Source organism: Archangium sp. (assembly GCF_036388035.1).
Taxonomy (GTDB): Bacteria; Myxococcota; Myxococcia; order Myxococcales; family Myxococcaceae; genus Archangium.
Genome location: NZ_DASVSO010000089.1, coordinates 1 through 12,144, shown reverse-complemented (window position 1 = coordinate 12,144; position 12,144 = coordinate 1). Strand labels below are relative to the sequence as shown.

Genomic DNA, 12,144 nt, shown 5'->3' with positions numbered 1-12,144 from the left:
CATAGGGGCTACCTCAAGGCTCCTCGTCCTCCGCGTCGCTCTCCGGGTCCGCGTGCTCACCCGGGGGCGCCTCGTCCCCACGCGGCATCTCGAGTGCCCGCGCCTTCTTGGCGCGCTTGCGGCTCAGCTCCACGCCCACGGCCTCCAGCCCGAGCTCATTGGCCACGGCGAGCACCGTGCCATGGCCGCAGAACGGGTCCACGATGGTGCGGGTGGGCGTGTTCTCCAGCACGTACCGGCACGCGACGAGACACGCGCGTACGCCCATGCCCCGGGTCCACGTCACCTCGCCGGCCTGGGGCAGCACATCGGCGGTGGACTTCGAGAGGTCCGCCCGAATCCCCCGCGAGAAGCACAGCAGGTGCGAGTACGCCGGCCGCCCGAAGGTGATGTTCCCGGGCGGCGCTCGGCACACCACCTTGTGCCAGAGCAGGGTGTGGCCCTGCTGCTCGGCGGCCTTCTGGACCAGGTAGCCCTTGTCCACCCAGGTCCCGTCCTTCTTGATGTCGGTCTGGTAGAAGATGGTGACGCCGTCGTCGGGGCACCGCGAGAGCACGAGCGCGGCGGTGCGGACGAACCAGTCCTTCCACTCGGCGAGCGTGAGCGAGGGGAACTCGGACACGTCGGGCATCGAGGTGATGAGCGAGCAGCCGGCGAGCACGCCCTGGCCCTCGAGCCACGCCAGCGCGTCCGCGCAGTGAACCGTCCGCTTGCCGTGAGGTGCTGCCTGCTCCACGCGATGCTCGTCCGAGGCCATACCGCGCCGTCGGCTACCACGCGGCCCCGGGAATGAACAGCGGAGCGCATCCTGGGCAGGCACTCCACGGAGGACCAGGACGCCCGCCTGGTGTTCCAGCGGCCCGGCGGGAAGACGGGGTGTCGCCGGGGGAGGAGCCACTGACAGTGAAGAGGGACCGGGTGTGGGCTGTTTCCGTCCCAACCCGAGGATTCCGTTGGTTCGACCCGCCAAGCACATCGAGAACGTCCGCTACGCCATCCGCAACGTCGTCACCGAGGCGTGCCGCCTGGAGGCGCAGGGGCGGCGCATCCTCTACCTGAACATCGGCGATCCGCTGAAGTTCGACTTCCAGACGCCGCCGCACCTCATCGAGGCCGTCCACCGGGCGATGCGGGACGGCCACAATGGCTACACGCCCTCGGCGGGCATCCTGGCCGCGCGTGAGGCCATCTCCCGCGAGGCCACCCGCAACGGCCTCCCCGGCATCACCCCCTCGGAGGTGTTGGTCACCGCGGGGGCCAGCGAGGCCCTCGAGCTGGCGCTCACGGCGTTGCTGGATCCCGGGGACCGGGTGCTGCTGCCCTGTCCCGGCTACCCGCTCTACAACGCCCTCATGGCGAAGCTGTCCGTCCAGGGGGTGCCCTACCACCTCGACGAGGAGAACGGCTGGTCGTTGGACCTCGAGGAGATCGACGCCCTGGCCCGTGTCCCGGGCACTCGCGCCATCCTGCTGTGCAACCCCAACAACCCCACGGGCGCGGTGCTCGACCGGAAGGTGTTGGAGGGCCTGCTGGAGATCGCCCGGCGGCACGGGCTCCTGGTCCTGTCCGACGAAATCTACGACAAGCTGCTCTATGACAAGACGCACATCCCCACCGCGTCGCTCGCGAAGGATGTGCCGATCCTCACCTTCGGCGGCCTGTCCAAGGCGTACCTGGCCTGTGGCTGGCGGGTGGGGTGGCTCGTCTTCTGTAACTCGCACCTGATGCCGGAGCTGAAGAGCGCGGTGCTCCGGCTGGCGGATGCCCGGCTATGCAGTCCAGCCCCGCAGCAGTACGCCATCGCCGCCGCGCTGGACGGGCCGCAGGACCACATCTCGGAGATGATGGCGCGGATGCGTCCCCGGCGAGACCTGATGGTGCGCCGGCTCAACGCCATTCCCGGCCTGTCCGTGGTGGAGCCCGCCGCCGCCTTCTACGCCATGGCGCGCATCCGCCTGCCCGGCGTGACGTCCGACGAGGACTTCGTGCTGTCGCTCCTGCGCGAGACGGGCGTGCTCTTCGTCCACGGCAGCGGCTTCGGGCAGAAGGCGGGCACGGCGCACTTCCGGGTGGTGTTCCTCCCGCCCGAGGCGCTCCTCACCACCGCCTTCGACCGGCTGGAGTCATTCATCCGCGAGTACCATCCGAGGTGGACGGCGGCAGGGCCGCATGAAGACCAGGCGAGCGAGAGGGCCTCCTTGGCCTGATTGTCCTTAAGATGAGAGGCATGACCTCTCCTCGTGGGCTCACCGCGCTGCACCTCCGGCAAGGGCACCCGGACTTCCTGGACCTGCCGTGGCATGTGCCCCTGGAGAAGTGGACCCCGGAGGTGTGCTCCCGCCTCGTGGAGGTCCCCCGAGGCCTCTCGCGCCACACCGTCGTCTTCGTCAGCTACAGCGCGGGCATCTACGCCCTCAAGGAGATGCCCGTGAGCGTGGGCCAGCGCGAGTACGACGTGCTGCGCGGGCTGGAGGAGCGGCACCTGCCGGCGGTGACGGCGGTGGGGCTCGCGCGCGTGAAGGCCCCGGGCGAGCCGGGAGACGAGCTGGGCGTCCTCGTCACCCAGTACCTCGCCTCGTCGCTGCCCTACCGTGTCCTCTTCATGAACAAGGGCCTGGAGCGCTACCGCGAGCGGCTGCTGGACGCGATGGCCAGCCTGCTCGTGCGGCTGCACCTGGGCGGCTTCTTCTGGGGTGACTGCTCCCTGTCCAACGTCCTCTTCCGCCGTGACGCGGGCGAGCTCCAGGCGTACGCGGTGGACGCGGAGACCTCGGAGCTGCACCCGAAGCTCTCGGACGGCCAGCGCGAGCTGGACCTGCTCATCATGGAGGAGAACATCACCGGGGGCCTCGCGGACGTCGCGGCCATGGTGGAGCTGCCACCCACGCTCGACGTGTACGAGACAGCCCCGAGCATCCGCCAGCGCTACGAGCGGCTGTGGTCGGAGACCCAGAAGGAGATCTCCATCTCGCCGAGCGAGAGCTACCGCATCCACGAGCGGATTCGCGCGCTCAACGAGCTGGGCTTCTCGGTGGGGGAGGTGGACCTGGTGGCGAGCGGGGACGGCAGCCAGCTGCGGATGCGGACCATCGTGACGGACCGCGAGTACCACCGGCACCAGCTCCACAACCTGACGGGAGTGGTGGCGGAGGAGCGACAGGCGGCGCTGCTGCTCAACGAGGTACGCGAGCTGAAGGCCACGCTGTCCCGCGAGTTGAACCGGAGCGTGCCCCTGAGCGTGGCGGCGTTCCGCTGGCTGGACGAGCGCTTCCGGGCGACGCTCAACCAGTTACAGCGGGAGCTCGGGCCGGCGGCGGACGAGGCCGAGCTCTACTGCCAGGTGCTGGAGCACAAGTGGTTCCTGTCGGAGCGGGCCAAGCGGGACGTGGGCCTCAAGGTGGCGGTGAAGGGCTACGTGGCGCTGCGCCGCGAGCAGCCCGCCCTGGCCCTCCTGCGCTCGGCGAGCGTCCCACTGCCGCTGGACGCCGAGACTTCCGGCCCCCTGGAAACACCGCGGGGCGCGGCCCCTACCGGCACCGCGCCCCGCGAGTGAACGACCCGGCTTCAGCGGACTACTTGGCGATCAGCAGCAGCAGGCCGCGGCCGCACACGCCGTAGCTGTAGCCCTCGCCGCCGATGAGCGTCTCGGTGCCGGGGGTGGCCACCTGGCTGGCGCCCTCGGCCCAGGGGCAGGTGTCGGTGACGCGGTACCACTGCTTGCCGGTGCCCGGCCACGGCAGCGAGAAGTTCACCGCGCCGCTCCAGCCGTTGTAGGCCACGTAGATGGCGCTCGCCGTGTCACCCAGCTCGGTGCCGTCGATGCGGAAGGCCAGCGCGTGGTTGCCGCCGTTGGTCATGTACGCGGAGTCGGCCACGGCGCCGCTCGGCTGGAACCAGCGCATCTGCTCCATCACGTTGCCGTTGTTGTCCACGCCGCTGAAGAAGTTGGCCGGACGCAGCGCGGGGTGCGCCTTGCGGAAGGCGATGAGGCGCTGGGCGAACGTCTTGAAGTTCGTCTGGTCGACGCTCAGCGCGTAGTTGAGCCAGTTGGCGCTCGAGTCCAGGTTGTACGCGTTGTTGTTGCCGTACTGGGTGCGCAGGAACTCGTCACCGCCGTTGAACATGGGCGTACCGGCGCTCAGCATCAGGAAGGCGAAGCCGTTGCGCGCCGCCTTGCGCTGGTCCGCCGCGATGCCGCCCTGGTCCCAGGAGACGTTGTGGTCCTCGCCACCGTCCGAGGGGCCGTAGGGCCACGCCTGGAGGTTGTTCTTGGTGTTGTAGCTGTAGAGGTCCTTCAGGGTGAAGCCGTCGTGGGCCACCAGGAAGTTGATGGAGTGGAACGGCTTGCGGCCGTCATCCCCGTACAGGTCCGAGGAGCCCGCGAAGCGCGAGGCCAGCTCCCCGGGCGTCACCGTCGCCGAGCCCAGCTGGTTCTGGTCCTTGCGGAAGGTGTCGCGGTAGTACCCGTTCCACTCGGCCCAGCCGCTCGGGAAGTTGCCCACCTGGTAGCTGTTGCCACCAATGGCCCACGGCTCGGCGATGAGGTCCGCGCCGGTGCCCCCGGTGGCCGGACGCGGCGACAGGTTGTTCCACACGCGGTTGAGCGCCGTGCCGGCATTCAGCTTGTCGTAGTTGAAGCAGCCGTGCTGGCAGGTGTTGCCGAGCACCGAGGCCAGGTCGAAGCGGAACCCGTCCACGCCCAGCTCGTCCTTCCAGTACTTGAGCGAGTGGACGATGAGGTCCTGCGCCACCGGGTTGAAGGTGTTGAAGTTGCCGCCCACGCCCGTGTTGTCCCAGCTGTTCTGCATGTCGCTGGTCAGGCTGTAGTACGTGGGGTTGTCCAGGCCGCGGAAGGTGAAGACGTTGTACGTCGTCTTGTCCGTGCTGCTCCACGCGCCGCCCTCACCCGTGTGGTTGTAGACCACGTCGATGAAGACCTTGATGCCGTTGTCGTGGAAGGCCTTCACCATCGACTTGAACTCGCGCGTGGGGCCCCCCGCGCTCTTGTCGCAGGAGTAGCGGCGGTCGGGCGCGAAGAAGTTGAGGGTCATGTACCCCCAGTAGTTGTCGTCCGTGGTGGTGGTGGGGGACACGTCGTTGTCGTCGTTGTCCGTCTCCTGCAGCGGGAGGAACTCCACCGCGGTGACGCCCAGCGCCGCCAGCGACGCGGCCTTCTGCGCCGCGCCCGCGTAGGTGCCGCGGCAGGAGGTGATGCTCGAGTCGCCCTGGGTCAGGCCGCGCACGTGCACCTCGTAGATGACGTCATCCTTGAGGGCGCGCGTGGGCTTGGTGCCGTAGCTGGTGGTGTCCGGCGCCAGGACGATGCCCTTGGGCGCCTGGGCGCCGCTGTCCTTGAGCCGGTGGGTGGCGCCGCTGGCGTACAGGGTGCCATCCGTGTTGGTGGCGTTGGTGGGGTCGTGGCTGATTTCCAGCGCGTACGGGTCCACCAGCAGCTTGTTCGGGTTGAAGCGGTTGCCGCTCGCGTCGACGTCCGAGATGAAGCCCAGGCTGGAGCCCTTGGTCCAGCTCGTGTTGTACGTCCAGTTGGGGCCCCAGGCGCGGTAGCCGTAGTACACCGGGCCGGTGATGCCGTAGGTCGTCTGGAGCGTGGAGACGGCGACCGACTTCGACCACACGTTGGTGGTCGTGTTCTTGGTCATCACGTACTTCACGACCTCCTGCGCGCCCTGGGCCGTCTTGTAGATGTAGAGCTCGATGCGGGTGGCGCGCGAGGAGTAGACGTTGAAGTTGATGTTCGCCTTCGTCGCGTCGTACTGGGCGCCGAGCGTCCAGGAGATGGCGCCCTGCTCCTGGGTGCCCACGGCCTCCTGTCCGCCCTCGAGGGCCAGCAGGTCGGCCTGCTGGGCGGGGCCGCAGGAGAGGAACGGGGCGGCGAAGAGCCCCGCGGTGAGCAGGGCGCGCCACGAGCGGCGGTTTCCGGGTGCAAGCTTCATGGACTGACTCCAGCGCGGAGGTGGGGTAGGGGATGGCCGGCAATACGGGCCCGCGCTTGCCCGTCTGCCCTACCTTCCACCACCTCTCCGGCTAGGGAGTCAATCCGGGGTGAACCGGACTCCCCCCATCTCCCCCGTTCTGCCGGTTTGTGAGCAGGGAAATTCCACGGACGCACGAATGGGGCGTGGCATGTCGGTCCACGTAGGCCGGAGTGTGTGGGCTCATGCTTTATTTGGGGTTGTAGACTGGGTGCCCGCCGGAAAGTTCGCTTAATATCCGCCCCATTGCTGTCCCTCGCCGCGGCCCCCGCCGCGGAACCCCCCTTCAAGAGGAGACGCCTCACATGCCCACTGTTGCTTCCAGCGACCAGACGCCCATCCACTACCGTGTTGTCGGAGAGGGGCCTCGCGATGTGCTGCTCGTCCACGGCTGGATGATGTCCGGCGCGGTGTATGACGGACTCGTGGAGAAGCTGGACCTCACCGGCCTGCGGCTGGTGATTCCGGACCTGCGCGGCTCGGGTCAGTCCGGTTCCCCCGCGGGCGGCTACACGCTCGAGCAGCACGTGCGCGACGTGCTGGCCGTGGTGAAGCACGCCGGCCTCGAGCGCTTCACCGTGGTGGGCCACAGCATGGGCGGACAGCTCGCCCAGTGGATCGCCGCCCAGGAGTCCTCGCGCGTGGAGGGCCTGGTGTTGATCAACACGGTGCCGGCCTCCGGCATGCAGCTGCCGCCCGAGGCGGTGGGGCTGTTCCGCACCTCGGCGAACGACCGCGAGAAGCAGAAGACGATCCTCGGGCTGGCGTGCAAGCAGCTCCCGGAGGCCGCGCTGGAGCGGTTGCTGAAGGACGCGGGCGCGGTGGCCAAGGGCTCCATCGAGGGCAGCTTCGATGCGTGGACGGGCGGTGGCTTCGAGGCGAAGCTGGCCTCCATCACCGCGCCCACCCTGGTGGTGGCCACGGACGACCCCTTCCTGCCGCCGGCCTTCCTGCGCGAGAAGGTGGTGAACCCCATCAAGGGCGCCCGGCTGGCGTACCTCCCGGGGCCGGGGCACTACCCGGCGGTGGAGCGTCCCGTCGAGACGGCCGCACTGCTCACGTCCTTCCTGGCGGGTCTGGGTCGGTAGTCGGGAGGCGCCACCATGGCCTGGAAGATGACCTTCGACTACGACGAGGTGAACGACGTCGTCACGGCGTCGTTCCAGGACTGCATCCTCAACAACTCGTTGGACGTGGCGCGCTGGCGCACCGAGGTGGAGGGACACCTGTCCCGCTACCCCTCGAAGGTGGACCTGCTCATCAACCTGGACGGGCTGGTGGTGAAGTACACGGCGGGCCGCGTCTTCGGGCGTGAGCGCACCGAGGTGCTGGCGCGCTACACCAAGCGCTCCTTCCGCTTCGGCGGCGACGAGATGACGCGGATGTTCGTGAGCACCAGCGGCACCATCAGCGGCGCCGCGGTGAACGTCTACGGCACGCGCGAGGATGCCCTGCGAGCGCTGCTCGCGGACCGCAAGGCCGAGGCGGCGGGCCTGCCCTCCATGGCGGGCAAGAAGGCCGTCTGAGTCACACCCCGGCCTCCCCCGCGTAAGCCGCCGCTCCTCCCAGGAGTGCCCCCCGTGGGCCCTGGGGGGACGTGGCGAGACGCGTCGTCTCCCAACCGACACAGCCCGCGCGACCCTACTTGAAACGGAGGGGGCGGCACAAATGACTCCGGGAATGGGGACTACCTGAAACGGAGGGAGTGGGGTGGATGACCGCTAAAATGGGGTTCTGGTTGACTTGACGTCGCGAGTCGCTAGGGTTGTGGCCACCATGCCAGGTCATGTGCCTCCCGAGGTCCGGAAACGATTGGCTCAACCCCTGCGGAAGACGCTGCGCATCGTCCGGGAGCTCGTGGAGCTCACCCAGGCGGAGATGGCCCGGCGCATCGGCATGCCCGAGCATGCCTACGGCCGCTTCGAGCGAGGCAGCCCGAGCACCGTGCCGAGCGCCGCGACGTTGCGGCGGATGCAGCGGGTGTTGAGCGGCTCCCTGGATGACCTGCTGGGTCCGGAGTGCGTCGAGGCCTCGGGTCGGGCGGCGAGGCCCTCCTCCGGAGGGAGACGCTCGAGGCAGCCCGCTTCCCAGCGCTCGGGCTCGCACGCGCGGACGGGGCAGCGACGTCTGGCGCTCCGGGTGGACCTGGGGTGAGGTAGGGCGCCCATGAGTCAGCGGCTCTCCACGCGGCGCTTCCTGTACTGCCTCCTCCAGGGGGACTCCTTCTCGCCCTCGCTCGCCGAGGAGCGCTCGGGGCTCGTCCTGGTGGACAAGAACGAGCCCGGCGATGTGGCGCCCTCGGGGCGGTACAAGGGCGAGCCCCTGCCATACGGGAGCGCCATGCTGGTGCTGCTCGACGATGACCTGGAGCCGGGCGCCTCGGTGCTGGAGCCGCTGCGGGCGCTGAAGGAGACGCTGCCGCGGCTCCGGGCGGCGGGCGCCACCGAGACCACGCTCTACCTGGTGGTCGCCTATGAGACGCAGTGCAACTTCGAGTTCACCCCGGAGGAGTTGGTGGCGCTCGCCTCGGTGGGCCTGCCCCTGGGCGTGAGCTGCCACCCCGCCGCGACGTAGCCGCCCTGTCCCGTGGTTTGATGGCCCAGCGGCATTGCCCCGTGGTTGTGCGGCTTGCTGGGCGAGGTGTGTCTTGTCCGTTCGTCCTTCCATGGGTTGCGGGGAGGCAGTGCCGTTTCCCCGCGTCATCGCGGTCGTACTGGCGACGCTCCTGCTGGTGCCGCTCGCCGGCTGTGGCACGGCCTCTCGGGTCGTGCGCCTGGACGCGGGCCAGGGCAGGCCTCTCGTTCACACTCCGCGCCACGGAGAGGCGCCAGTGGAACTCCGCAAGGGGGAGTTCCACGAGGCACTGGCGGAGCTGGCGCGGGATGTGCGGCCCGCCACGAATCCCCTGAGCCACGCCCGGCGGCTGATGTTCGACTCACCCTGGCAGGAGGCGGTGTACCTGAAGTGGACGGGGCGGCGCCTGGTGCTGGACGCCGAGGTGGCGGAGGCGCTGCAATCACCCCAGGCCTCCCACGAGCTGACGCGCGACTACGGACGCTGGTGCGAGCGAAAAGGGCGCCCCCGCGACTGCCTCTCGCTGCTGAAGGAAGGGCCTGTCCTCACTGCGGATGGCCGGTACGCCCTGGCCATGGAGCTCGCCCTGGGCTCGGTGTGGAACGAGACCCGGGAGGCCTTCAAGGACATGGCGGACCCCGAAGCGGTGCGGGCCACGGTCGTGTCCGCCATGGCGCTGTACATGATGCTGTGGGTGCTGCCCGAGCCCGTCTCCAAGGGGCTCGCTGCGACTTTGACCGCTGGCCTCATCGCCTACCTGGGTGTGGACACGGTGTGGAGCCTCATGCGGGGCTGGATGCGGCTGGTGGACGAGGTGGACCACGCCACTTCCTTCGCCGAGCTGCGCGAGGCCGGGGAGCGGTTCGGCAAGGTGATGGGCCAGAACTCCGCGCGCGTCTTCATCCTGCTGGCGACAGCGGCCATCGGGAACACGGCGGGGCTGGCGGTGAAGGGGCCAGGGCTTCCGGGCTCCTCACAGGCGATGCTGCTGGCGGAGTCACAAGGAGGCTTCCGCTTCACGGCGATTGCCGAGGTGGAGTCCGTGGCCGTTTCCTCGGAGGGCGCCTTCACCATTGCCCTCGCACCGGGGGCGGTGGCGACGACCGCCCAGGCCATGAGCGGGGCGCCTGGGTCGGTGGAGGCGGAGGGACACGAGCACCACATCGCCACCAACAAATGGAACGATGCCACCCACGGTGGTGGCCCCTGGACGCCGAAGTTCAAGGACATCTTCGACCGGGCGGGCATGTCGCTGGACGACCCGGCCAACAAGGTTCGCATCCCAGGGCACAAGGGGCCTCATCCGCCGGAGTACCACGAAGAGGTCTACAGACGTTTGAACGATGCGATGCTGGACTGTCGCAGCGTCCAACAATGCCGGACCGCGCTGTCGTCACAGCTTCAGAAGCTGGCTCGTGAGCTCACCACGGAGGGCTCGAGGCTCCACAAGCTCATCACCAAGAGCAGATGACATGAGGACTCAGGCGTCATGCCGATGCGATATTTCGACCTTTCAGAAGACGTCTACATTCCTGGACGATGGGATCTGGGGAAGCTCGTCGACCCACGGGGCGAGGAGGTCTGGTCCTGGAGCCTCATGCGGGGCGAGCCCGCCGATTTAGAGGGGCAACTCAGCGTGCCGATCAGGGCGGCTGGTAAGGCACTCGACTTCTGCCATGCGGCTTTCGGCATCCCCGTTGTCAATGCCAGGGTGGCGGCCATCTTCTCCGAGCTGGCTCCCAGGGATGTGCAACTCATTCCGGTGGAGGTTGGCTCACAGCCCGATGGGTACTTCGTCCTCAACGTCACCCGCGTGGTGAAGTGCATCGACGATGAGGCGTCCGAGGAGGTGCAGTATTGGACGCTGGAGGACGGTATCCCAGAGAAGGTGGGGCGGTATTGTGCCGTTGCCGGCATGCGCATCGATACGTCCAAGGTGGGTAATGCCAAGGTGTTCCGCACCTGGGGATGGCACGTCGCTCTCATCGTCTCCGAGGATCTCAAACAGGCCCTGGAAGGGATGGGTGCCTCGGGGATGAAGTTCGTGGAGGTGACGGGCTCCGGGCCCACTGCGAGCGGGGGCCCGTAGCCCTCGCCCCCGGTGTGGGTGCCTGCCCCCCGGACGACCGGGGGCATCCTGGAGCGGAAACCCTTCCCGCCGGGTCGGGAGACGCGGGTTACACTGGCCCGCTCCCGTCCGACCATGAACCGCAAGGCCATCGCCTCCGTGCTCCTGTTGTGCATCGCGCTCGTGAGCGTGGTGGCGGGCGTCGTCTCCCTCATCCGCAGGGACCGCGCGGCCCTGGTGGACCAGTTCTCCGCGGACCGGCAGGCCCAGGCCGAGGCCGCCGCGCGCGAGGTGGCCGATGCGCTCGACGACGCGGCCGATGACCTTCGCTTCGCCGGCGAGCTCCTGTCCCGGCCCGGCTCCGTCACCGAGCACCGGCGCGAGCTGCTCGCCCTCCTGGAGGTGGTGGGGCAATACAAGGCCATCGTCGTGCTCGACCAGGAGGGGACGCAGCGCTTCGCCATCATGGACCGGCGCGCGGGCCCGGCCGTCACGCGCGGCGCCGTGGGCACCGTCCTCACCGAGACGGCCCGCGAGGCGCTCACCCGGAAGCCGGGGGAAATCCTCACCTCGCCCCCCGTGGCCGCCACGCCGGGCGGGTGGTTCCGCGTCTTCGCCACCGCCTACGCGCCCGCCGAGGACGGCCCCGGTGGCGCGGTGGCGGTGCTGGTGGACACCGAGCCCTTCTTCGCCCCCCTGAAGCTCATCTCCACCGAGCCCGAGGCGCGGCTGCTCCTCATCGGCGCGCACGCCGTGCCCACGCCCGCGAGCGACTCCACCCTCGCCGACGCGTACAAGCGGCTGGCCACCGAGGCGGCCAGCACCCCGGCCTTCGCGGAGCTGGCGCGGCACATGCGCGCGGGCGAGCGCGGCGCCGTCCGCATCCCCGAGGGCGAGGCGGCGCTGCTGGGCCTGGGCGCGGCGGACGCCATCGCCGCCTACGTCCCCATCCGCATGCGCGGCGGCACCCACTGGGCCGTGGCCACCCTCACCACCACCGAGGAGCTGCGCGCCCATGAGCGCGGCGTCATCCTCCGCGTGGCGCTCGGCGCGTCGCTGGTGGCCTTCTTCCTCGTCGTCTTCGGCGCCTACGTCATCGTCGCCTCGCGCCGCGCCGTCGCGCTCCAGGAGAGCCGCCGCCACGCGGACCGGCTCGCCCACCTGCACGAGAAGACGCAGAAGATTCTCGACAACATTCCCTCCGGCGTCCTCGCCCTCTCCTCGACGGGCCGCATCACCGCCGTCAACCAGGCCCTGCGCGAGCGGCTGCCTCCCACCGCCGTGGGCGCCTCGCTCCCCGAGGCCTTCCCCCATGCGCCCGCCGCGGTGGTGGATCGGCTGGGCTCACTGGTGGAGGGCGCGTGCTCCTCCGAGCGCGTCCTCAGCCTGCACGGCGAGCCGCTGCCCCTCTTCGGCGAGGAGGGCCAGTACCGCATCCACGCCGTGCCCCTGGAGCGGCACGACCCCGAGGTGCGCGTGCTGCTCGTGGTGGAGGACCTGAGCAACGTG

The 12,144-nt window shown here is 69.4% G+C and carries 11 protein-coding genes; 9 read left to right on the top strand and 2 right to left on the bottom strand.

The window, feature by feature from the left end; translation table 11 throughout:
- Nucleotides 1-13 precede the first annotated feature (13 nt).
- Complete coding sequence (locus VF697_RS03775) at nucleotides 14-757, bottom strand: DNA methyltransferase (RefSeq protein ID WP_331092094.1); 744 nt, start codon at nucleotides 755-757, stop codon at nucleotides 14-16.
- Between the two features lie 196 nt (nucleotides 758-953).
- On the opposite strand from VF697_RS03775, the gene VF697_RS03770 reads away from it, so the two are divergent.
- Nucleotides 954-2,207 carry an aminotransferase class I/II-fold pyridoxal phosphate-dependent enzyme gene (locus VF697_RS03770; RefSeq protein WP_331092093.1) on the top strand — a complete coding sequence of 418 codons (1,254 nt, stop codon included), beginning with the start codon at nucleotides 954-956 and terminating at the stop codon, nucleotides 2,205-2,207.
- Between the two features lie 20 nt (nucleotides 2,208-2,227).
- Nucleotides 2,228-3,553, top strand: a complete 1,326-nt coding sequence (locus VF697_RS03765) for a DUF4032 domain-containing protein (protein ID WP_331092092.1) — start codon at nucleotides 2,228-2,230, stop codon at nucleotides 3,551-3,553.
- A 19-nt stretch (nucleotides 3,554-3,572) separates the two neighbouring features.
- Here the strand turns inward: VF697_RS03765 and VF697_RS03760 are convergent, their stop codons facing one another.
- Nucleotides 3,573-5,954: an isoamylase gene (locus VF697_RS03760; RefSeq protein ID WP_331092091.1), complete on the bottom strand. Its 2,382-nt coding sequence runs from the start codon at nucleotides 5,952-5,954 to the stop codon at nucleotides 3,573-3,575.
- A 344-nt stretch (nucleotides 5,955-6,298) separates the two neighbouring features.
- Here VF697_RS03760 and VF697_RS03755 point away from each other — a divergent pair, with 344 nt between their 5' ends.
- The 7 genes from VF697_RS03755 to VF697_RS03725 form a co-directional block, all read left to right on the top strand.
- Nucleotides 6,299-7,081 carry an alpha/beta hydrolase gene (locus VF697_RS03755; RefSeq protein ID WP_331092090.1) on the top strand — a complete coding sequence of 261 codons (783 nt, stop codon included), beginning with the start codon at nucleotides 6,299-6,301 and terminating at the stop codon, nucleotides 7,079-7,081.
- 15 nt (nucleotides 7,082-7,096) lie between these two features.
- Nucleotides 7,097-7,519 (top strand): hypothetical protein, encoded by a 423-nt coding sequence (locus VF697_RS03750; RefSeq protein WP_331092089.1) that lies wholly within the window; start codon nucleotides 7,097-7,099, stop codon nucleotides 7,517-7,519.
- A gap of 286 nt (nucleotides 7,520-7,805) precedes the next feature.
- A complete protein-coding gene (locus tag VF697_RS03745; protein WP_331092088.1) occupies nucleotides 7,806-8,147 on the top strand; it encodes a helix-turn-helix transcriptional regulator in 342 nt (113 codons plus the stop codon).
- Nucleotides 8,148-8,159: 12 nt separating this feature from the next.
- On the top strand, nucleotides 8,160-8,567 hold the full coding sequence (locus VF697_RS03740) for a hypothetical protein (protein WP_331092087.1): 408 nt from the start codon (nucleotides 8,160-8,162) through the stop codon (nucleotides 8,565-8,567).
- Between the two features lie 109 nt (nucleotides 8,568-8,676).
- Nucleotides 8,677-10,038, top strand: a complete 1,362-nt coding sequence (locus VF697_RS03735; RefSeq protein WP_331092086.1) for an AHH domain-containing protein — start codon at nucleotides 8,677-8,679, stop codon at nucleotides 10,036-10,038.
- A gap of 18 nt (nucleotides 10,039-10,056) precedes the next feature.
- Nucleotides 10,057-10,656, top strand: a complete 600-nt coding sequence (locus VF697_RS03730; RefSeq protein WP_331092085.1) for an imm11 family protein — start codon at nucleotides 10,057-10,059, stop codon at nucleotides 10,654-10,656.
- 114 nt (nucleotides 10,657-10,770) lie between these two features.
- Nucleotides 10,771-12,144 (top strand): PAS domain-containing protein (locus VF697_RS03725; RefSeq protein WP_331092084.1); only part of this gene is annotated, 1,374 nt, incomplete at its 3' end.